This window comes from Pseudomonadaceae bacterium SI-3 (assembly GCA_004010935.1).
Classification (GTDB): Bacteria; Pseudomonadota; Gammaproteobacteria; order Pseudomonadales; family Pseudomonadaceae; genus Stutzerimonas.
Window position 1 is genome coordinate 922,931 of record CP026511.1, and the last position, 21,592, is coordinate 944,522.

Below are 21,592 nucleotides of genomic sequence, written 5' to 3' on the forward strand. Positions count from 1 at the left end.
GCGTCAATTTTGAATGAAATACTTTGTAACGTATACCCTGCATTGTCCGTGTCGCTGCGTTTGATAACGCGGCAGGCAGCGTCTTGAGGGGCTTTGGAGTCGTTGCTGCGTTGAGTTGTCACACCCTGATCGAGTGTTGTCGCAAAAGCGTTCTCATCGCTGCGGTTATGGCCAGTCATTGGGTCGAGAGATCGATTAAATGCTGCGAGAGAGATCGATAGGGGCCTACCATATGCACTTTCGGAGTCGGGGAATTTCATGACTCAAGCTGTACTGGATGCCAGGACCGCCCGCGTACTGCCCTGGCTGGTTGCCATCGCGTTTTTCATGCAAACCCTTGATGGCACCATCCTAAACACCGCCTTGCCGGCCATGGCACGCGACCTTGCCGAAGACCCACTGCGCATGCAGGGAGTGGTCATCGCCTACATGCTCACCGTGGCGTTGTTGATTCCGGCCTCGGGCTGGGTAGCGGATCGCTTTGGTACCCGGCGGATCTTCTTTTCCGCCATCGTGCTGTTCACGCTCGGTTCACTGTTGTGCGCGATGAGCACCAGCTTCAATCAATTGGTGATGTCGCGTGTGGTGCAGGCGGTAGGGGGCTCGCTGATGCTGCCGGTGGGGCGTCTGGTGATACTGCGGGCCTACCCGCGCAGCGAATTCGTCCGCGTGATGACGTTCATCGCTCTGCCCGGCATGGTCGGGCCATTGATTGGCCCGACGCTCGGTGGCTGGTTGGTCCAATACGCATCCTGGCATTGGATATTTTTGATCAACCTGCCGGTGGGGTTGGTTGGCTGCATCGCTGCCTTTCGTTTCATGCCCGACCTGAAGAGTGCCGAGCGCATGCGCTTCGATACCGTCGGCTTTCTGCTATTCGGTGGCGCCATGGTGCTGATCACCATTGCGCTTGAAGGCCTCGGCGAGATGCAAATGCCCCACGCCCGCGTGATGTTGTTGGTGGCTATTGGCGGTGCTTGCCTCGCGGCCTACTGGTTGCGCGCCGGTCACATCGACAAACCGCTGTTCAGTCCGACGCTGTTCCACACCCGCAGTTTTGCCGTTGGTATCTTTGGCAACCTGTTCGCGCGATTGGGCAGCGGGGCATTGCCGTTCCTGCTGCCATTGCTGCTGCAGGTCGCGCTGGGCTATCCCCCGTCGCAAGCGGGCATGACCATGATTCCGTTGGCGCTGGGTGCGATGTTCATCAAACCCTTGGCCAAGCCGCTGATCGACCGCCTCGGCTATCGGCGCATCCTGATCGGCAACACGCTGCTGCTGGGCAGCCTGATCGCCAGTCTGGCGACCATCGACGGGCAGACTTCGACTGTGTTGTTGCTGCTGCACCTGAGCCTGATCGGCATGGTCAATTCCATGCAGTTCACCGCGATGAATACCGTGACGCTGGTGGGGCTCAGCAACCGGAACGCCAGCAGCGGCAACAGCCTGCTATCGGTGGTGGTGCAGTTGTCGATGAGCCTGGGTGTCGCCTCGGCCGGTGCCCTGCTGGGCGGCTTTACCGTGCCGGGTGCGGATGGGACGGCGTTGCTGGAGGCGTTTCACCTGACCTTTCTATGCATCGGGGCGATGTCGATGCTGGCCGCATCGTTGTTCTTTCAGCTGGACACCAAGCAAGCCATGGCCGCTCGACACATAGACACTGAGTGACCGAGCCTCGGATCAGCCGATGCAAAGCTCGGCTTCTTCCTCGTCCTCGGGGATCTCATCGGTGACGATCACTCGCGCGTGGTGGGTGGTTTCCTCCTCCATGCGCAGGCCGAAGTAGCGGTTGTCATACGCATCCCAGAATGCTTCGACCTGCTCCATTGTGGCGGCCTCAAGGAGTACCTCCAGGCTGTGCTCCAGGACAATGGTGTAGAGTTTTTCGGCAGACATGATTAGCAGGCTCGCGCTCGATTCAAGAGGCGGCTGCTCCTCTGCAGCCGTGATGTCATTCTGACAGCTGAAGGGCCTTTGCAAGCTTCCGCTCATCGCCTGAAAAGAGATTCCCGCTGAACGGTTAGCCTCGATTGGGAACTGTTTGAATCGGGCAGATCCGGCCAATGTTCTGTTCAGCCAGACCGCGAGTCGCGCATCGATATGTCGTTATTTGCGACATAGGGGTTCGCTCACAGGTCACTGCTGAAGTCTCCTCTCACTTAGCCTGCTGGCACGCAGCACTAGGTTTGCCACCGCTGGGGACACCCTAGGGACCCTCATTGAGTTCGCCTAAAACCCGCTGCCTTTGTTTACCTGTACGAGTAAACATTATCGACCTGTAAGTTTTCGCGACATATTGTTTAGCCATCGCCGGATATGCCGGTGGCAACAGAAGGATTTGATCTATGGGAACAATGGGGACGTTCTGGATGGTGACGGGAGGTTCGCTTTGCGCTGCGCTGGTGTTGGCCATCATTCTGTGGCTGCAGTGGTTGCAGCTCAGGCAACACAAGGTGGAACTCGCCGTGCTGCGTGATCTGCTAAAGGGGCTCGGTGAGATCATCCAGCGTCTGGAGCACGAAAAGGCCGAGCTTAGCGCAGGCCTGCGAGCGGAAACGGGGCAGGTCGAGTTGCTCAAACGGCAACTGAGTCAGCTACGTGGATGACTCAGTCTGCTCGCGTTCTTTGTGTTTTTACCCCTGAGGGCTGTGTTCCGCCTGCTCGCAGTACTGCCGGTAGCTTTCTGATAAGTCGGACGGGCACACACCACACTGGCGATTGCCAGGAACCGCGTGATCGATGAACTTCGGATACGGCAGATCCAGCTCCGCCATGATCGTTCTGAATTGCTCCAGCGATACGGCTTCGCCCAGTCGCGGGTTGCGTCGCTTTTCCTGGGCGATGGTCGATACGCGGCGGTCATGGTAATCGTGGGCGGGATAAACCAGGGTGTCGTCCGGCAAAGCGAACAGCTTGCCTCTGACACTGTGGAACAGATCATCTGCACTGCCGTTCTGGAAATCGGTCCTGCCGCAGCCGTCTATCAACAGTGCATCGCCACTGAACAGTCGATCGCCGAGCAGGTACGCGAAATGCCCGTCCGTATGGCCCGGCGTATGCAACGGCGTCAGCTGCAGGCTGCCGACCTCAAACGGAGTGCCTTCCTCGATGCCTACGTCAGTACAGGTCAGCTTGTCGATGGCCGGGCTGGCGATACGGCAGCCTGTCTTCCGTTTCAGCTCCAGCGCGGCGGTGATGTGATCGGCATGTACGTGCGTGTCGAGCGTGAACGCCAGCTTCAAGCCCAGGCCGGCCAACTCGGCCAGATCGCGATCCATCGTCGAAATGACCGGGTCGATCAGCACTGCTTGTCCGGTATCCTTGCAGCCCAGCAAATAGGTGTAGGTGGAGGAAACGGGCTCGAATAGCTGGCGAAAGATCATCGTCTTCTCCGTTCAGTTGTGGGATGGCTGCGGCGCTTGGTTCAGCGTTTCCAGCAGTGCAAACTTCTCACGATCGATCTCGCCGCGCGTGCGAATCCCCAGTCGACGCATGACCGGCAGTGGCGGGCACCAGCCTTGCAGGCCGTGTTGCAGCAGAAACGGCAGCACAATACCGGGGAGCAGGAACCATTTACGGTTCACCGTCAGCCCGAGCAGCAGGCCGGACAGCGCAAGCGAAGAAGCGTTGACCTCCAGCGCGCGCTCGACATCCCACTCGCGATCGAGTGCTTCGATGCGTTGGATGATCGAGTGTCGATCCAGATTGCTGAAGTGGCGGATGTTTTCTTCGGTTTGCTGATCAATAGCGTGATTGATCGAGGCGGATGTCGAGCGGCGAACTCGATCCGTCTGGTCACTTGTGGCAAGGTCCTGATGGATTGTGGTCATGGCAGTCTCCTGATGCACGCCCACCAGTGGGGCTGGCGTGGTGAGAAAATGACTACTGGAACAGGTGCGAGGCAGTACAACGCCCATAAGTTCCGATGAAAACCGCTCCGACGAGCAGGGACACTTTATTGAGATATATATCGGTAAAATGTTCCGTCAACCTGTCCTGATTAACGGTGGAAAATGGACGCTGCGTCAGAAATCGATATGCAAGCGCTTCGTAGCAGTGCAGCGCAGGCCTGCGGTTTGCTCAAGGTTTTGGGTAACCCCGACCGGTTGCTGCTGTTGTGCCAACTGACTCAGGGCGAGTACTGCGTGGGCGATCTGGCGACCCAGACGGGCATCACTCAGCCGACCCTTTCTCAGCAACTGACCGTGCTGCGGCATAACGGCATGGTCAGCACCCGTCGCGAAGGCAAGCAGGTCTACTACGGCATCGCCAGTCCACAAGCGATGGAGGTCATGCAGGTGTTGTACAAGCTGTACTGTAAAGCGCCTCACGTCGAGGAGAACGTCAGCGAGCCTTGAGCAGGGCGCACGATGGCGCGTCTCGCATGCGGCATACGTAGCGTAAGCGTCACCGGTCAGTCGGTTGATATGGCGAATCACTCAGCCTCGAAGTCTTCTCAATAACGTCCTCCTGCAAACCAGCGATCAGCTCGACCTGCAGTCCATCGCCGTGGGCGATGAACCTGAGTTCACAACCGCAGCGCTCGGCGATGGCCTTGACGATGGAGAGTCCGAGCCCGCTGCCGTCCCCCTCGCTGCTTCGCCAGAATCGTTCGGTAAAACGTTCGACCTGTTGTGCAGCGATGACCGGTCCGTGATCGACCACCGTGAAGCAAACCTTGTCTTCAGCATGCTGCTGCAGTGACAGCTGAACGTGGGACCCTGGGCGCGTATGCCGGCGTGCGTTGTCCAGCAGATTGCGCAGTGCGGCGATGGCCAGAGCGGGCGGCATGGCCAGGGCACGCAGGGACACGTCTGCTGCCGCGTTCAACTCGATGCCGGGACCTGGCTGCTGGCTGGCGTCAGCGATGGCCAGTTGCGCCACCTCGATGGCCGTGCACCGTTGGCCGTCATCGAAAGACACCCGTCCCTCCACACGGGCCAGCATCAGCAGCTGCTCCAGTGTTCGGTGCAAGCGATCGGTGCCGAGCTCGGCCTGGGCCAACGCCCGCCTGGCGGTATCGCCCTCGGTCATGGCTGCGACCTGCAGATGGGTCTTGATGGCCGTCAGCGGGCTGCGCAACTCGTGGGCGGCGTCATCGGTGAGCCGGCGTTCACGTTCGAGCGCCTGCGCGATCCGTGCAAACAGCTGATTCTGTGTTTCTACCAAAGGCGCCAATTCCGGCGGCAGCCGTTCGATGATCAGGGGATCGACCGAGTCGGCACTGCGCTGCGCCAGAGCGGTGCGGATTCGCCTGAGTGGCGACAGGCCTTTGCCAAGGCCAATCCAGAGCACGACCAGACTGCCGAGCAGGGCGACGAGTACCGGCAGTGCTGCAGCCAGCAGCACCGAGCGCTTGAGCGTCGCGCGTTCATCGAGTCGATCAGCCGTGGTGATGCGCATCCCGTCGCGGATCATGGTGAAGGTTCGCCAGGCGGTGTCGCCGATCAGCTGGTTGTGAAAGCCGGTGTGCTGGGCGTCGAGCACGCTGTCTGGCGCCGAATGGCTGCGCGCGAGCACCTCACCGCGCAGCGAGCTGACCTGGCAGGCCAGCCCGTTTTCGATACCGAGCTGCTCTGCGCTCAAGCGAGTTATACCGCCTTCCCCCAGCTGCGGCTGCGGCAGTTGCACCAGCAGCCCGGTGACCATCCGAGCCGATGCGGCCAGTCGCTGATCGAGCGACAGCATCAGCTGGTTGCGTACATCGAACAGCATCCAGGTCGCTGCCGCCGACCAGAGCAGCACAAAAGCGGCGCCGAGGGCGAGGGTCAGACGCAGGCGCAGACTCATGTGTCGGTGGCTCTGGCCGGCTCGGTCACGGGCCCGGCGGGTCCCAGCCGATAGCCGAGTCCCCTGACGGTTTCGACAATGCCGTTGCCCAGCTTGCGACGCAGATGATGGATGTGGACGTTGAGCGCATTGCTCTCGACCTCGTCATCCAGCCCGTATACCGCGTCTTTGAGCTGCTCGGCAGAAAGCACCCGGCCGGGGTTCTGCAAGAGCGCTTGCAGCAGCGCCTGTTCACGCCGGGACAGGTCAACTGGTTCGCCCGCCATGGAGGCGGAGCAGGCGGCCGGGTCATAGCTCAGCGGACCGTGTTCGATCAGGTGCGTCGTTCGTCCGGCGACGCGGCGCAGCAGAGCATGCAGCCGCGCCGCCAGTTCGCGCAGATCAAAGGGTTTGACCAGGTAGTCGTCGGCGCCTGCCTGGAGCCCCGAGACACGTTCGGCCACCGCATCCCGGGCTGTCAGAACGAGCACGGGCAATTCGAGCCCGCGACGCCGCAGTCGCTGGAGAAAGTGCAGGCCATCTTCATCTGGCAGCCCCAGGTCGAGAATCATCAGATCGAAGTGGGCAGTGCGCAGCAGCGCGTCCGCCTGAGCGGCAGTCGCGGCATGGGCCACGCCGAAGCCCTGGGCTTGGAGCCCGGCAACGATGCCACTCGCGATGAGTGCATTGTCTTCTGTCAGCAGTACCTGCATGGGAAACTCGTCTTGAATGCACCGGCCAGTATCACGCTTCTCGATTAACGGAGCGTTATCAGAGGGTACGCTGAGTTGCTCGCGCAGCCTCGCATGTCGGTCTTTCTCTGTCGGTCAGTGGTCAGCTCCAAGCCAATTCGTTAACGGCCACTTAATCCCCAGTCGCCATGCTCGCATTGAATTTGCTGATGGGGTGTGTAGTTCATGCGAGCGGTCTTTTTCTCTCTGGCCTGCTGCCTCTGGCTTGTGCAGCTGGCGAGTGCTGCGCCGTTCGCGCTTGGTCAGAAGCAGGAGACCTTCTTACCGGTAGACCAAGCGTTCAGCCTGCGGGTCGAACGCCCAGCCAGCGGCGGTGTTGTGCTGCGCTGGGACATCGCGCCAGGTTATTACCTGTATCAGGAGCGGCTGCGGTTTGGTGGATTGGCAGCAGGTAACGAACCGCAGTTGCCACCGGGAGAGCCCTATCACGACGAGTATTTTGGCGATTCACAGGTCTATCGCAACAGCCTGGAGGTCACCCTCGCCGAGCCAGGCCTCGCTACGCTAGAACTGGGATGGCAAGGCTGCGCCGATGCCGGCTTGTGCTATCCGCCGCAGACTCGCACGGTCGATCTGAGCGGGTCTGCAGCGGGACCCTCTGAGCCTGTTCAGGCCGATGATCAGGCACTGGCAAGCAGACTGGCGCAACAGCCGCTTGGCTGGAGTCTGACGATCTTCTTTGGGCTTGGCTTGTTGCTCGCCTTTGCGCCGTGCTCCCTGCCGATGCTGCCAATCCTTGCCGGTATTGTGGTCGGCAGCCGGGCCAGCCCTCGCCGCGGCATGCTGCTTGCCGCTTCCTATGTGGTCAGCATGGCGCTGGTCTACGCCGCGCTGGGCGTCGTGGCTGCGCTTCTCGGTGCGAATCTGCAGGGATGGCTGATGCAGCCTTGGCTGATCGCCAGTTTTGCCGGCCTGTTCGTTCTGCTTTCCTTACCAATGTTTGGTTTCTTCGAGCTGCAGTTGCCGGCTGGTCTGCGTGATCGGCTGGAACAGGCCGGACGGAAGCGACAGGGCGGTAGCCTGGCTGGGGCCAGCGCGCTCGGGGTGTTGTCCGGCTTGCTGGTCGGGCCCTGCATGACCGCTCCGCTGGCTGCGGCATTGCTGTATATCGCCCAGAGCGGCAGTGCCGTCAACGGAGGGCTGGTGCTGTTTGCCCTTGGCCTGGGCATCGGAACGCCGCTGGTATTGCTGGTGACGGTCGGCAATCGCTTCCTGCCGAAACCGGGGCCCTGGATGGACCGCGTCAAAACCACGTTTGGTTTCATTTTTCTGGTCGCGGCCCTCTATGTGCTCCGCCCGTTGCTGACGGATTCGTGGTGGGTGGGCGTGTGGGGTGCATTCTGGCTGCTGGTTGCCAACGGACTCCTGCAGTTGTCGCGTCAGCTCAAGCAGCATCGGGCGTTGCTCGGCTCCGTTGCAGCGTTATCCGGCGTATGGGGCGTGGCGCTGGTGCTGGGTGCGGCGGGTGGCGCGGAGGATCCGAACCGGCCGCTTGCCGTGTTCACCAGCAGCGTCGCTTCGACAACTGAGATCGAGGGTCCGCAGGGTTTCGTTGGTTTCACCGATCCGGCTGTGCTTGATCGTGAGCTTGCTGCCGCCAAAGCTGCCGGGCAATGGGTACTGATCGACTACTACGCGGACTGGTGTGTGTCGTGCAAGGTCATGGAGAAGGAAGTGTTTGGCAACGGCCAGGTGCAAGCCGCGCTCAAGGGCGTACGCATGCTGCGACCGGATGTGACGCAGACCAATTCCGCCAGCCGCGAGCTGCTGGGGCGCTATCAGGTCATGGGGCCGCCGACGCTTTTGCTGATTGGCCCGGACGGGGCGGAGCGCCGCTCGCAACGCATAACCGGTGAGGTCGACGCCGGCCAATTCCTGGGTACGTGGAACGAAACGATGGAGCAAGGCTGATGATGACGATGAACGTGGGGCCGTTTGCGCTGGCCGTTCCCCATGTATTGCTGCTGGCGAGCCTGTTCTTGGCGATGCTGACCGGTTGGTGGGTTGGGCGGCGCAGCGAGCGCAACCCCGAGCAGCAGTTGTTCAGGCTGCTACTGGTGGCGCTGCTCGTCGCCAGGTTGGCGTTCGTGGTGGTCTACGTCGAGCATTTCCGAGATGAGCCATGGCGCGTGATCGACATTCGTGACGGCGGGTTCATTGCCTGGCCGGGCGTGCTGGTGGCCGTGCTGCTTGGCGTATGGCTGGCCAGGCGTGAGCTCGGATTGCGCAAACCGCTGGGCGCTGCGGTCGCTGTCGGTGTGCTGAGTTGGGGGTTCGGGACCTTCGCATTGCATGCCTTCGAGCAGGGCACGCGCCTTCCCGAGATGGGGCTGCGCGACAGTCAAGGTAAACCGGTTGCCCTGCAGGATTTCGTCGGCAAACCGCTCGTCGTCAATCTGTGGGCCACATGGTGTACGCCCTGCCGACGGGAGATGCCAGTCCTGGCAGAAGCACAACGCAACGAGTCCGAGGTGACCTTTCTCTTCGTCAACCAGGGCGAAGGCGAGCGGGTCATCGCGGACTTCCTCAGTGCTGAAGCGCTCGGTTTGGACAACGTGCTGCTCGACACCGGCGGCCGCCTCGGCCAGCACATAGGCTCTTCGGCACTCCCAACAACGCTTTTCTACGACGCCGACGGGCGGCAGGTTGGCAGCCACCTCGGTGAGCTTTCTCGCGCCAGTTTGGCGCGCGCCCTTGAACAACTGGAGGTAACCACTCAGCCATGAAAAATCTGCGACCGCTTTCTTTGTTCTGTTCAACGCTGGCCTTGCTGCACGCATCCGTGGCGCTGGCACAGGATCTGCCTCCTGCGGTCCAGGCCGTTGAGGCTCGCGGCGCCGAAGTGGTCGGTAGCTTCGACGCGCCGGGCGGATTGAAGGGCTACGCAGCACGCTATAACGGACAGGGCATCGCGCTTTATCTGACGCCCGACGGTGACCACGTTCTGATCGGCAGCCTGCTCGATGCCAGCGGCGAAGATCTGACGCGGGCTCCCCTTGAAAAACTGGTCTACGAACCTCTCAGCAAGGAAATGTGGCAACGGCTCGAGAGCAGCACCTGGATTCAGGACGGCGCTGTTGAGGCGCCGCGAATCGTCTACCTGTTCTCCGATCCGAATTGTCCGTACTGCAACATGTTCTGGAAGCAGGCCCGGCCATGGGTCGAGTCCGGCGACGTCCAGCTTCGCCATGTCATGGTCGGCATGCTGCGTCCGGACAGCGCGGGTAAATCTGCTGCGCTTCTGGAGGCTGAGAATCCAGCGGCCGCCTTGAGCAGGCACGAGGCAGCAGGGAAGGCGAGCAAACTGGAGCCGCTTGAGGAGGTATCGCCTAAGCTGACTGAGAAGCTTGAGGCGAACCTGACGCTGATGGGGGCGATGGGCGCCTCGGCAACGCCAGCCATTTACTACCTGGACGGCAACGGACGTTTGCAGCAGCAACAAGGTGCGCCTCGTCCAGATTCCCTGGCCGAGATCATGGGGCCGCTGTCACCGAAACGGTAGAAAGGTCAAACAGCACTGCCTGCTGCCAAAACTATAAAAAACGATCTGGAGGCTTTATGAATATCGCTCACTGGCCGCTGACGGGAGTGCTGATAGCAGCCTTTCTGCCCGCCCATGCCGCCGATTCGACGGCTGTCTATACCAAGGGCGGCTCCAATCCTGCCGCCATGGCTTGCGTCACCTGCCACGGAGTCGAGGGCGAGGGAATGGCGGCAGCTGGCTTTCCCAGGCTTGCTGGGCTCTCGGCTGGTTACATGAGAAAGCAACTGGCCGATTTCGCTTCTGGCGTACGCGCCAATCCCGTCATGCAGCCCATTGCTGCTGCCCTGAGTGCCGAGGAAGCGGACACAGTCACGGCGATGCTGGCTGACAAGCCGGGACCGCAGGTGGAACGGATCGGCCGTACTGCGGCTGCTGAAGGCTCAGGTGAAACGCTGGCCCTGCGGGGTGCCTGGGAGCGCAACATCCCTGAATGCGTCGCCTGCCACGGCCCCAGCGGAGTGGGTGTCGGCGACGCCTTTCCGCCGCTGGCGGGACAGTCTGCGCAGTACCTGGCCTCGCAGCTGACCGCCTGGCGTCAAGGCACGCGCAAGAACGATCCCAACGATCTGATGGGGCATATCGCCCGTAGCCTGACCGACGACGAGATCAAGGCCGTCTCGGCGTACTTCGCCGGTTTGACCGACCAAGGAGCAGCAAGATGAACACTCAAACCAGCGCCTTGCTGTTGATCGCCCTGGCCGCACCAGCCTATGCCGATGACATCGTGATGGAGGACCAGTCGCAGATTCTCACCGGGGCGGGTGAGACGGCCAGCAGCCGCTACTTTCAGCCACCCCAGGAGAGCGAACTTCCCGACGATGCTTACGGAAAGCTGGTCCAGGAAGGCCGCGCCATCTTTGTCGATACCAAAAACCGGGCTCCGGAATACGTGGGCAACGGCCTCGCGTGCGCGAACTGTCACCTTGAGCAGGGCCGCAAAGCCAACTCCGCTCCGCTGTGGGCGGCATACACCATGTATCCGGCATACCGGAAGAAAAACAACAAGGTCAACAGCTACGCCGAGCGGCTACAGGGGTGTTTCCAATTCAGCATGAACGGCAAGGCCCCAGAAGCGGACGGACCGGTGATCGCGGCACTGTCGGCCTATTCCTATTGGCTCGCTACCGGTGCCCCGACTGGTCAGGAGCTCCCCGGTCGTGCCTATCCGGAAGTGCCAAAACCTGAAAACGGCTATGACCTGGCCAAGGGCGAGCAGGTCTATGCGGCCCAATGCGCTGTATGTCACGGGCAGAACGGGGAAGGGCAGAAGTCCGGTGACGATTATGTGTTCCCACCCCTTTGGGGCGCTGACTCGTTCAACTGGGGGGCAGGCATGCACCGGATTAACACTGCCGCCGCGTTCATCAAGGAGAACATGCCGTTGGGCAAGGGCGGCAGCCTGTCGGATGAAGACGCCTGGCACGTGGCGGCCTTCATGAACAGCCATGAACGGCCCCAGGATCCGCGGCTGATCGACGGCTCGGTCGAAAAGACCCGAGACAAGTTCCACGCCAACGACGGCGTGAACCTCTACGGTGAAATCGTCAACGGCACGATGCTGGGCAAGGGCCTTTAGTCGATAGGGCTCGTATCGCAGCGGGCTAGGCGCCCGCGTTTCGCGGCGTCGACACACGTCCCGGCCGCCTGCTGCCAACTGTAGAGATTGCGGATCCTGCCGTCTGACATCAGTGCTCCCCGGCCATCAGAATTGCGGCTGTCGCGTAATGGCCTGCTGGCTACCGGTCATCATCCGAAAGAAACAGGTCGAATGATTTGAGGAACTGTCATGGCGATCGCGCCCCAAAACTGTACGAACCGCATTTTGCGGGCCGTGAAAGCAGAACGGAGGAGATACTGATGACACTCAAGCAATCGGCATCCCTATCGGCAGCAATACTCGCCGCAACCCTGGCCGTTGGCCTGCCCGGGACTGCCGTCGCGCAGCAGACCGGCCAGACCAATCAGGCAGGCCAACAGGCCGGAACGGGGGTGCGGTCCATCTCCGTAGGCCATAACGTCGTGGACGCAGTGGACGATGTGCGCGAGACCAGTGCCGACTTCATTGGTGCGCTCCTTGGCGCCGAGGAAGGCCTGGGACTTGGCAATTGGGAGCAGCAGGAACAGCGGCTCAACCAGATCGAGGAACAGTTGGAGCAGATGGAAGCCGTGCTGGACGAAAAGGCCGAAGCCACGGACCAGGAGTGGATCGACTGGATGGGCGGTCCAGATTACAGCGTGACCGTGACCAAGCAGATCAAGAACCTTGGCGCCCATCTGGAACAGGTCTCCAATATTCTCGCCGAGAATTGGCAGACCAAGGGCATCCAGGTACTGATCGGCAGCAACGTTCTAGAGCAATTACGCGACCTGCGCGAAACGACCGGCGATCTGCTCAACGCGATGGAGAATGCGGGCAGCGACTACGGTTGGACGACGGATCCGAACCGGTTCAAGCAATCGCGGGAGCGGCTGACGAAGATGTCCAACGACATCGACCAACTGTTGGTCATGTCGGACGCTGACTGGCGCGCCTATCTAGAATCTGACCGATTCCATATCGTCATCCACGACAACGTGGCGACCCTCGCCGACGTTCTTAAGAACATGACCAAGCCGAACCAGGGCTGACCGGCCCTACCACCCGCCATGCAAGCGGCGGCTTGCCAAAAGCCACCGCTTGCCATGCATGACGGAACACACGAACAGCAGTGCTCGTTAATAGCCGGCTGAGGGCGGTCGCTCTCCTCGAAGGTGGCGGCTCGTTTGTGTTCCGGCAGGTTGAAGTCGATTCGAGCGGGCACGGCGTTCGCTGAAAACACGTTTTCATTATTGGGAAGGGCGCCATCGGTGCAGTGATAGCTGTTCCATGGAAACGAGTTGTGACTGTTCAGCGGCCTGCTAACGCCCCTCAGATTGAGCTGCGTAGTGATTGTAGAAAAAGCGGTTATAAAACAGGTAGGCCGCACCGCCTGCGCATACCGCTACGATGCTGGACAGCGCCATGGCACCGTAAAGGGGAAAGGAGAGGGCCGGTAGGTATTCGCCCAAGTTGCGAAGGACAACGCCTTGCAGCGCGACGGCGGAGGAGGGAGCCAGGATCACCCCATAGGCCAAGCAGCTAACGTACGTCGAGATGGCCCAGCGAAAGCCAAGCAGGCGGCTAAGGGGGGCGGACCATTGCCGTATGCGCTCGGCAGGCAGTTGCAACAATTCATGGCAAATAGCCTGACAATCGCTACGCTCTTCTACCAGCTCGGCAATTTCCGCATTTAGTCTGGCACCCAATGCGCTTCCAGCGTGAAAAAGTCCGTCTTTGCGGCGACGCAGTTGCTGACCTTCAGAGTCGATCTGCTCCAGTCGAGCTCCTATTGCTTCGGTGCGCTCGAGGTTCTCGGAAAATTCGTGCTCTTCCTCCATATCCAAGAGGATGTCCGATTCATCAGGGACACGTGGGTGTCTGGCGTAAAGCAGTTCGCTGATGAGCCAGCCCAGCCATATGAAGGAAGTGGCCAGAAGGGTGAAAAGGAAAACCAACCATCCGACGAGCACAATGACTAGGCCAGCAGGATTGCTTTCTTGTTTTTTCTTTCTACTCATAGATGGGCGTTACTCAGGAAACGCGATGTTGGGATCAAACGATGGAGCACGCCCCTTGGTACGGCGGATGACCTGTACGAGCAAGGCCCGGCACTCATCCCGTTTTTGCTTGTGGCTGAACATCAATTGGTAGGAACCGAAGTCGCCGGACAGATTTAGCCCGTAGCGTCTGCCGCGGTTGCGTCCCTGTCCTATTCGCTGTGTATCGTTGTCCAGCCGTTGGATATCGTCGATGGCAAGCTGAATGCGATGGGCGTGGTCGAAGAAACGCCGTAGGCTGAGAATGTCATGCAGGCTGTTTTCCAGATCGTCAGCGCTAAAACTTAGGGCCGCGGATACCGGGTCAATGCGGATGCCAGCTGACTGGGCCTGCCAGACCCGCCAGCCAAATACGCTGGCCGCAATCACGCTGCCGCAGAACCAGATAGCGACCCAGAGTGCTGGTCTGAAATCGCTCAGCAGGAGCAGAACCAGTAACGTACCGATCAGGCACAGGCCGATAAGCATGGCCAGCCAGCAACCGAAGGTCGTCCGAATAGCATGCCAGATATCCACCACCGTATAGGTTTTGCCATATACGGAACGACGATGCGTACGATTCATGACAGTAAACCCCACACCAAAGAGACGGCGACTGCCAGGGCAGCGACGGTAGCTGGAAGGTAGAAATGCCATCGGGCAACCGGTATGAATATTTGCTCTGGTAAGGTTGGTTCTTGCTTCGGTACTGGTGCACTGGCCGGTTTTGGGGCTATCGGGCGCGCGACCGCCATGGCGGGTTCAGTAACAGCCGCGAAGTTGACTGAGAGATCGTCGTGCTCGTCGTGCTCGTCGTGCTCGTCGTGTTCGTCCGTTTCATCCGAGTCTTCGAGCTTTTCCAGCGCCTGCCGGAAAAGCATTTCTACGTCGTGCAGCAGATCGACGCCATAGGCATCGATATAGGCATGTGTGTGCCGCAGGCTGGTTTTCAGTAGCTCGCGGCTCATCCGGGAATGTCCTCCGGCGTCAGGGTGCGAAGTTGATCACGGCTGGGGTTATCGATTTGCGACAGCCGATTAGCGTGGGCCTGCATCACCTCCTCGAAGAACGTCCTCATTTCCCGTGCGTTGCCGTAATGGTCGCCGCGCAATTCCCAGCGGTTCTTTATGGTCTGGCGGCTCTTATGCCAGGCCTCAGCACGAAAGCGCAGTTCGTGTCTGTCGCATAGGCGACGGAAGACTTGCAGCAAGTCCGCGGGTTCGTAATCGTCGAACTGGATGTAACGGGTAAAGCGCGACTTCAGACCGGGGTTCGAGTCGATGAACGTCTGCATTTCCTCGGTATATCCCGCCACAATCACGATCAGGTCGTCGCGGTGGTCTTCCATCAGTTTGAGCAGCGTGGCGATTGCTTCGTGCCCGTAATCAGTCTCGTGGGCGTTCTTGACCAACGCATAGGCTTCGTCGATGAAAAGCACGCCACCGAAGGCGCTTTCTACTACCTCGCGGACAAGCCCGGGCGTCTGGCCAAGGTACTGCCCGATCATTCCAGAGCGGTCGGTTTCCACCAGATGGCCTTTGCGTAGCAAGCCGATGTCGCGGTAGATGTCGGCTATCAACCGGGCCACCGTGGTTTTGCCTGTGCCTGGATTGCCTGTGAACACCATATGCATGGAAACCGGCGGCACCGGCAGGCCGTTCTCCTTGCGGTTGAGGATGTAGCGGGCGAAATTCACGCTATTGCGCACCTCGCGCTTCACTCCCTCCAGGCCAACTAGACTCTCCAGCTCTTTCAGGGCTTCGCCGGGCGCAATCGGTGAGCGGCTGGAACCTGGCTCGGTTTCAAGCTCAAAGTGCTTTCGAATCGGTTCCAGCACCTGCTCCGCCCTATCCATGTCCTGGGGCGTCTTGTCACCATCCCAGGCCACAGCTGCCTGGATCAGATCGTCCAAGCAGCTGTAAGCCTCCTCACAGAACCCCGGCTGCAAGCGCTCGGCGATCAGCAAAAAAGCCGGCAACACCTGCGGGTCGAATGGGAGTTGCTTGTCGCGCAGTGCGCCATCAGCCAAATTTAGCTCCTTAACGCTGAGATCGTTTGCCAAGATGGTGTTGATGAACTCTTGGTGCCGCGAGCGTATCTGCCGGTCGCCGGTCATCACGTAGTCGAGCATAGGAAACAGCCAACCCAGCGTTAGCCGCACCAGTGAATGCGGCAGTTTGGGGTTGGCCCGAGTGAATCGCTCGTCCAGCCCGCCGGTTATCAGCAGATTGAGCAGGTGCATCAGGGCGATTTTGGCTTGGTCTAACTGCATCACTTAACAATCCGTTTCACTTCGACCGCGCTGATAAGTATCAGTAAGCAAATCTACGAGTTCTTGCTTTTTAGACATCTCTATTCTGTCTTCGCCTAAGGCTGCACCCGCTATAGCTTTCAAGTGCTGAATGGGTAGTGAGGCGAAGTCTAATTCTAGTTTCAATCTATTGGACAATGTTTGCCTCATCTTTGAGGGGGAGCGCCTGTCAACCTTGATATCTAGCTGATCGCAAAGGCTCCCTAATTTCCAAGAAGCTTCATTGATATAACATTCCAAGATCTTCTGGCTTACTGTCGCGTCGGAGTCTTCGTGCTGCTCGTTAGTAAGCCACTGCTCAATGCGATTTAAGATGGTCTCTTTGCCTCCCTCTTGGTTAAGGTTCAGCATCCGGCATAGTTCTCGAAGAAAACTATCATGGTAATCATCGAGCAGGACCCTAGGGTTTCCATCCCAATGCATTTTTATACTGCTTTTAAGTGCTTGCATTTGTTGGGGTGGTGATAGGCAGTTTTTGAATGTGTCATGGAGTAATTCTAGGTCTTGAGAATCCATTTCACCATGTTGGTCAAGAAAATAGTTAAGTAACTGGTCGCGTTTTTCGTGATAGATACGTTCTATTAGGCGAGAAAAGTTCGCCTCAAAGTCTTTGTGGTTAAGCTCGATTGCATTTTGCTCAGCAATAGCGCTTATGTCGGATGGCAGGTTTGCTGGAAAACCAGTCACGCCATTGGCGAAGATGGGAATGATTCTCCGGATTTTCTGAGATTTGTAGAGTTCAAGCGCCATAGCAATTTCTTGGCGCACCCAGTCATCCTTAGAGATACAGCGGTCTAACGATCCGGGAGTAACAATAAGTATAAAGTTGGGTGAGTTTCTTAGGTTATCCTTGATGTTATCTGCGAAACTTCCGAAACTCAAAGACTCGCTATCGAAAAAACACCTGAATTTTTTTTCTTCAAGTGCTTTGCATATTAGTCTCGCCGTGGTGGCGCCACCTTCTCGGCGATAGCTGATAAAAATGTCGTTCACTGTTTAGTCCCTTAAGTGGGTAGCTCAAACTTACGTTGGCGGTGTAGCAGTAGCCATTCGCCGTTCTCGGCAAGTGCCTCCTTACCTATGAACTTCAGAATGCTTTTGGCTGATTCGGTGTTTCCTGCTTCAATATGGTGATCTAGCACGATGATCGCGCGGCTGAACAAGTTTCCCATTTTTTGATATCTGTTGGCATCTTCCTCATAGGCCATCAGGTTTGTATGGTTTCGGCAGATTGCGGCCAGAACGAAAAGGATGGCGGCAAGTAATGTTAGCCAGGGCAGGAGTTGAGATGGGAGGCTGGCAATTGATTTAAGCAGGAGTAGCAGAGTGGTAGTGCCGCCTGCAAAGAACAGGAAGCGGCTATATAGCATCCACTTTATAACTTTCTGTTGTTTGCTAGCTGCGCTGCTTCCTCCGCTCAAAAAGAACTTTTTCTGATCCTCCAGCCAATGCGATTTTATCCATGGGAAATCGCAGTCCGTTAAGGCGGTATTCCCAGTTTTGGTAATATTTTGAATAGCATAACGAATCCAGCCTAGCTCATCGTTTTGACTACTCAGGTAATATTTGCTTGCGCACTCGTCTATGCCAGCAGCCTGCCAACAGGCTTGTACGCGTAATCCCTCCGCTAGTGCGCGCCAGTCCATGTATTGAGCTTCGCTGTTACGTGTGCCGCTGAAAAATGCTCGGTAGCTGGCGAAGGCAATAAGGCCAAAACCAATATGTAAGGTCAGCCAGTACCATTGCATGTCTGGTCCCAGATGCAATTGCTGGAAAAAAATAGACAGAAAAACAAGCAGACTGAGCAGCCACAGGGTGGTACTGCGTTGCTTTTGCTTGCTACGGGACAGAGCATCGGCAATGGCGAACGTCTGTAAACTGGATTCGATGACAGAAGGGTAATTTGCTTCACCAGTCAACCACTGACGGCTTTCGACTATCTCGTGAGGTGCTGCTTCCTGAATCTTTATTGCTGCCTGGTTGAAATCTTCTATGGACTGGAATATTTCACTCCAGCACTTGCGTGTGCCGATAGCGGCATCAGTAATTGCGGGGGCCCAGCTGCTGGCATCTTCGGCCGTATAGGCCAGTGGATTCTTTTTTCTATTGCAGCGCAGATGCCGAACTTGGCAGGTTTCCGGCTGTGCCAACGGATTGTCTTCGTTCTCGATGCCTTCACGACAAAGCCTTACAACATCGGCGGTTCCACCGGGTAAGGAATTTTCCGTACTACCGTCCCACAATGCATAGAGACACTGTGCTTGCTGCGCTAGGCATATTCCCAGAGCCTGGTAACTAGCATCACGTGATGGATCGCAAGCGAGATATCTCGGCATGGGAGCTACCTGTACTTCGGCAGCCTTGCTCAGAAGTAGTCGAAATTTCGCAAGTGTTTCGGGTGTAGAGAAATCCTGTTCGTACTCCGCTTGGGGCATGGGCAATACGGCCATCAGCTCGATGCTATGCTCCAGTGCTATCTCAGCGATTAGCCAATCGGCACCTTCGGCAAGGCCGTTCAATAATTGAAAGCGTGTGCCAGGGTATTGCTTGCGTAGTGTTGTGAACTCTATATGCAGCGCCTCGCGAATCGAGGCGATTTCTGTATCCAATAAATCGCGATGGCCGCTGGTGGCTAGCACGACAGGAATTGGGCCGAATGTCATTGATCACTCCAGGCAAGGTCAATCAGAGATGATGTCAGGTTTTCCGGATTGCGCTTGTACTTCGCCCGTTGCATCAGGCAAATGCACTCGGACAGTGGCTCCCCAGCGCTGCCTAATGGCATCTTTGGATTGAACTTGGCTAGGGCCTCGGCAAAGGTGTGCAGAAGGATTTCTCGGTCATCAGCGTAGTGTTCTTCTGCCAGGGCCAAAGCCTCCAGCAATGCCAATTCGATGAACAGTGAATCAAGCCAACCGACCTCATGGCGGTAGGCAAATATCCAGCGAGTCTTGTTGATCAGGATGGGTGCCCAGAGGTTGGATTCCCGGGCACCAACCAAGCAACTGCTGACGATGACCCCTTCGATCTTATCGCCGTAAAGCGCAACCTTCTCTAAAAGCGTGCTGGCCCGGCCATTGGCAATGCTGGTCTCGTTGCCGTGGGCACCTATATAAAGAATCTGGCGTTTTTCATGGGTATGAATCAGGTCCTGCGAGAGGGCGACCTCGAAGCCCCTTGTGTCGTAAAACGTCGAATAGTAAATGTTGAAATAATCATGCAGCCGCTCAATCCCTTGGAAAAAAGGGAGAGCCGACGCTCGGGTAGGGTTTATGTTTGGGTTCCACCAAGGGGATTCCAAAAGCAGTAGAGCGAAACAGTCAGACATAGCAATCCCAAGCGTTAAGGTTTAGGACTCGCTTGCTAGCAAATAGCTTTTTAGTGGTCATGTCTTGCTGATTCCATTAGCGCCCGTCCGTGAAAGATCGCTTTTTGTATGGTGTTCACGTCGCCGAAGGTAGCGGGTCGATTTCTCTCTGCGAGCCCGGCGGGCCCATCGATTGCGTACCCCCATGGGGTAAAAGCAACATTGCTCGTCTCTTTGCCGATGCTTTTCGCCCAAATCATGTGGGCTTTATCGCCCGGGTAAGCCAAAAGTTTACAGGGCGGTAGCGTCAAAACTGTCTATCTGTTGCCAGCGTAATGACCCTAATACGACTATCCATATCTGAGCTGAACCTCCCACTACCTAGGCGCACTGGTCCGTTGTGATGGAGTGGCGAGCCTGCAATGCCAGAGCCGGCTTTTACACGCCAACGATCAACCCACCGGTGGACGCGATGTAGAACGTGCCTTGTTAGCATTAGCCTGCATCGCCTTGTGAGAGTAGGCATAGAGCAACCGTGCGGGTCAGCAAGAACGAGGCTACGTTTTCGCTACACCGAAGTGCTCTTCGCCAACGAGCGCAGCCAGGGAAAATAGCTGATCCGATCAATGGTTTGTGACTCAAGTCGTGCTTTCACAATGATGGCGTTATGATGCTATCTGATCACTCAGGACTCGCATGGGCCGGATGGCTGCATGCTTCGGATGGACAGGGATGCCGAACGGGAATCACCAAGAGCCACGCCCTGGCGTCGCGTCAGGGCAAATGAAAGGCATCGAAGACTACTTCAAGCAGCTTGCACATCTGGTACTTATGTGTAGGCGGCCACGCCAGTTGCTGCATCGACTAGGCGCAGGCTTTGGGCGGCGCTGGCAGTTACTGCTCCGCTACTTCGCAAGCTTTCGGGATGACCGTTTAAAGAAAGTGCCGGCCTATCTGGTCGCCTGGGCAACTTTCTCTCGCATGGTTGTGATTTCCATTGCGCTCATCATTCCCGCATGGCTGCTGGAGGTTGTCGATCCGTTCGGTCTTTCGGGCGCGGTGGAAAGACATTCGCAACAGATCGTGCAGAAGATAGCTGCGCCTTTCTACCCAGCAACTGCACAGTCGCGGATCGCAATAGTACTCATCGACGAAGCCGCCTTGGCCGTACGTGGCGAGAGCTGGCCGCCCCGCTATCTGTATTACGAGGAGGTCGTTCGACGGATCGCCAAACAACGCCCATCTGCTATCTTTCTCGACGTTCTAGTTGAGGACCGCCGCTCTTATGATGCGTCCCTCCCGCTTGCACAAAAGGCGCTAGAGGAGACCCTGAAGGAAACGGGGGTTCCGCTATACCTAGCGGTCCTAGATGGCGGTGAGCGCAGCCTATTTGCAAAAGTCCCTGGAACTCACCTGGCAATGGCCGGTTGGAGTGGATATGGCGCTGACTATCCGCTTCTCGTGGACCGCAGCCATCGCTTTGGCGCGACGCCGCCAGAAAGTGACAACCGATGCGGCACCGATAGCCTGCCGACCGCGGCCTTCGCTCTGTATCGCCAACTCTGCGAGCGTGGCGAGCAGAAGGGCTGTGGTGACGCCTCGACGGAAGGTGACGTCGGCGCATTCTGTGCGCCGATGGTTGTTCAATGGGGATACAACGTTGCGCCGCAGATCCGTGCTCGGGACCTGCTCTCGGCGAGTCAATGCGCGCCATCTGAGGAAAGTGCTGGAACCCGACTCTTCGACTCCGCACGGATCCTGTGGTCAAGCTTACTTGCCAGCTTCGATAAAGAGTCCGAAGTCCAAGGCCGTCAGCCATGCCCCTATACATTGACGGTGCGCGAAGAGGACCTGAGTAGCGCTCGGGTTCGCGGACTATTGAAAGACCGGGTGGTCTTGGTCGGAACGAGCCTTGCCGGCATCCATGACCTCGTAGCAAGCCCCGTCCATGGGCAATTGCCAGGCGTCTATCTGCATGCCATGGCGCTGGATAACTTGCTGACCTGGGACGATCACTATTTCGCTCGGGCTGAAGGCACCCCCACGCTTCTAGTCCTCGGGCTGCTCTTGGCCTGGGTGTCTGCGGCTCTCATTCGTGCCAACCCAGCACGCTTGGATTTCCTGTTGCACGCCTTCGCTGCGTTGCTGGTGCTCGGCGTTAGTGCTTTTTTCTACCTGGTGTTGCATCGCCCTCCGCTTGACTGGCTTGGGCTTCTGCTCATTTTCGAACTTGCCCGGAGGATATTGGAATCCTCTGCCAATCGGCGACAGCCGTCCGTAAATTAAGGAAGAAC

General features: G+C 58.1%; 22 protein-coding genes. 10 read left to right on the forward strand and 12 right to left on the reverse strand.

Features of this window, described 5'->3' with window-relative positions; all coding sequences use genetic code 11:
* The first annotated feature begins 258 nt into the window (after positions 1 to 258).
* Positions 259 to 1,668: an MFS transporter gene (locus C1896_04400; protein AZZ44220.1), complete on the forward strand. Its 1,410-nt coding sequence runs from the start codon at positions 259 to 261 to the stop codon at positions 1,666 to 1,668.
* 12 nt (positions 1,669 to 1,680) lie between these two features.
* On the opposite strand, the gene C1896_04405 is transcribed toward C1896_04400, so the two are convergent.
* On the reverse strand, positions 1,681 to 1,896 hold the full coding sequence (locus C1896_04405) for a hypothetical protein (protein ID AZZ47525.1): 216 nt from the start codon (positions 1,894 to 1,896) through the stop codon (positions 1,681 to 1,683).
* Positions 1,897 to 2,354: 458 nt separating this feature from the next.
* Here C1896_04405 and C1896_04410 point away from each other — a divergent pair, with 458 nt between their 5' ends.
* A complete protein-coding gene (locus C1896_04410; protein ID AZZ47526.1) occupies positions 2,355 to 2,606 on the forward strand; it encodes a hypothetical protein in 252 nt (83 codons plus the stop codon).
* 27 nt (positions 2,607 to 2,633) lie between these two features.
* On the opposite strand, the gene C1896_04415 is transcribed toward C1896_04410, so the two are convergent.
* Positions 2,634 to 3,383 (reverse strand): MBL fold metallo-hydrolase, encoded by a 750-nt coding sequence (locus C1896_04415; protein ID AZZ44221.1) that lies wholly within the window; start codon positions 3,381 to 3,383, stop codon positions 2,634 to 2,636.
* Between the two features lie 12 nt (positions 3,384 to 3,395).
* Entirely contained in the window at positions 3,396 to 3,830 is a 435-nt protein-coding gene (locus tag C1896_04420; protein ID AZZ44222.1) for a hypothetical protein, read from the reverse strand.
* A gap of 183 nt (positions 3,831 to 4,013) precedes the next feature.
* Here C1896_04420 and C1896_04425 point away from each other — a divergent pair, with 183 nt between their 5' ends.
* Positions 4,014 to 4,358 (forward strand): transcriptional regulator, encoded by a 345-nt coding sequence (locus tag C1896_04425; GenBank protein AZZ44223.1) that lies wholly within the window; start codon positions 4,014 to 4,016, stop codon positions 4,356 to 4,358.
* Between the two features lie 49 nt (positions 4,359 to 4,407).
* Here the strand turns inward: C1896_04425 and C1896_04430 are convergent, their stop codons facing one another.
* Together C1896_04430 and C1896_04435 are read right to left on the reverse strand one after the other, a co-directional pair.
* Positions 4,408 to 5,790, reverse strand: coding sequence for a two-component sensor histidine kinase (locus C1896_04430; GenBank protein ID AZZ44224.1), 1,383 nt, complete (start codon positions 5,788 to 5,790; stop codon positions 4,408 to 4,410).
* Positions 5,787 to 6,482 carry a DNA-binding response regulator gene (locus C1896_04435; GenBank protein ID AZZ44225.1) on the reverse strand — a complete coding sequence of 232 codons (696 nt, stop codon included), beginning with the start codon at positions 6,480 to 6,482 and terminating at the stop codon, positions 5,787 to 5,789. The genes C1896_04430 and C1896_04435 overlap by 4 nt, the downstream gene beginning before the upstream one ends.
* Before the next feature lie 246 nt (positions 6,483 to 6,728).
* On the opposite strand from C1896_04435, the gene C1896_04440 reads away from it, so the two are divergent.
* From C1896_04440 to C1896_04465, 6 genes are all read left to right on the forward strand, one after another.
* Entirely contained in the window at positions 6,729 to 8,432 is a 1,704-nt protein-coding gene (locus C1896_04440; GenBank protein ID AZZ47527.1) for a thiol:disulfide interchange protein, read from the forward strand.
* Positions 8,432 to 9,247 carry a peroxiredoxin gene (locus tag C1896_04445; protein ID AZZ44226.1) on the forward strand — a complete coding sequence of 272 codons (816 nt, stop codon included), beginning with the start codon at positions 8,432 to 8,434 and terminating at the stop codon, positions 9,245 to 9,247. Before C1896_04440 ends, C1896_04445 begins: the two co-directional genes overlap by 1 nt.
* A complete protein-coding gene (locus C1896_04450; protein ID AZZ44227.1) occupies positions 9,244 to 10,023 on the forward strand; it encodes a thiol:disulfide interchange protein DsbG in 780 nt (259 codons plus the stop codon). The genes C1896_04445 and C1896_04450 overlap by 4 nt, the downstream gene beginning before the upstream one ends.
* 56 nt (positions 10,024 to 10,079) lie before the next feature.
* A complete protein-coding gene (locus C1896_04455; GenBank protein AZZ44228.1) occupies positions 10,080 to 10,727 on the forward strand; it encodes a cytochrome c4 in 648 nt (215 codons plus the stop codon).
* Positions 10,724 to 11,641, forward strand: a complete 918-nt coding sequence (locus C1896_04460; GenBank protein AZZ44229.1) for a cytochrome C — start codon at positions 10,724 to 10,726, stop codon at positions 11,639 to 11,641. The genes C1896_04455 and C1896_04460 overlap by 4 nt, the downstream gene beginning before the upstream one ends.
* Before the next feature lie 281 nt (positions 11,642 to 11,922).
* Positions 11,923 to 12,693: a hypothetical protein gene (locus C1896_04465; GenBank protein AZZ44230.1), complete on the forward strand. Its 771-nt coding sequence runs from the start codon at positions 11,923 to 11,925 to the stop codon at positions 12,691 to 12,693.
* Positions 12,694 to 12,963: 270 nt separating this feature from the next.
* Here the strand turns inward: C1896_04465 and C1896_04470 are convergent, their stop codons facing one another.
* From C1896_04470 to C1896_04500, 7 genes are read right to left on the reverse strand one after another with little or no spacing between them, the layout of a single operon-like run.
* On the reverse strand, positions 12,964 to 13,662 hold the full coding sequence (locus C1896_04470; protein AZZ44231.1) for a hypothetical protein: 699 nt from the start codon (positions 13,660 to 13,662) through the stop codon (positions 12,964 to 12,966).
* A gap of 9 nt (positions 13,663 to 13,671) precedes the next feature.
* On the reverse strand, positions 13,672 to 14,265 hold the full coding sequence (locus C1896_04475; protein ID AZZ44232.1) for a hypothetical protein: 594 nt from the start codon (positions 14,263 to 14,265) through the stop codon (positions 13,672 to 13,674).
* On the reverse strand, positions 14,262 to 14,648 hold the full coding sequence (locus tag C1896_04480; GenBank protein ID AZZ44233.1) for a hypothetical protein: 387 nt from the start codon (positions 14,646 to 14,648) through the stop codon (positions 14,262 to 14,264). Before C1896_04480 ends, C1896_04475 begins: the two co-directional genes overlap by 4 nt.
* Positions 14,645 to 15,952 carry a hypothetical protein gene (locus C1896_04485; protein ID AZZ44234.1) on the reverse strand — a complete coding sequence of 436 codons (1,308 nt, stop codon included), beginning with the start codon at positions 15,950 to 15,952 and terminating at the stop codon, positions 14,645 to 14,647. Before C1896_04485 ends, C1896_04480 begins: the two co-directional genes overlap by 4 nt.
* Positions 15,953 to 15,955: 3 nt before the next feature.
* Positions 15,956 to 16,984, reverse strand: a complete 1,029-nt coding sequence (locus C1896_04490; protein AZZ44235.1) for a hypothetical protein — start codon at positions 16,982 to 16,984, stop codon at positions 15,956 to 15,958.
* An 11-nt stretch (positions 16,985 to 16,995) separates the two neighbouring features.
* Positions 16,996 to 18,654: a hypothetical protein gene (locus C1896_04495; GenBank protein ID AZZ44236.1), complete on the reverse strand. Its 1,659-nt coding sequence runs from the start codon at positions 18,652 to 18,654 to the stop codon at positions 16,996 to 16,998.
* Positions 18,651 to 19,319 (reverse strand): hypothetical protein, encoded by a 669-nt coding sequence (locus tag C1896_04500; protein AZZ44237.1) that lies wholly within the window; start codon positions 19,317 to 19,319, stop codon positions 18,651 to 18,653. Before C1896_04500 ends, C1896_04495 begins: the two co-directional genes overlap by 4 nt.
* 675 nt (positions 19,320 to 19,994) lie before the next feature.
* Here C1896_04500 and C1896_04505 point away from each other — a divergent pair.
* Positions 19,995 to 21,584 carry a hypothetical protein gene (locus tag C1896_04505; protein ID AZZ44238.1) on the forward strand — a complete coding sequence of 530 codons (1,590 nt, stop codon included), beginning with the start codon at positions 19,995 to 19,997 and terminating at the stop codon, positions 21,582 to 21,584.
* Positions 21,585 to 21,592 lie beyond the last annotated feature (8 nt).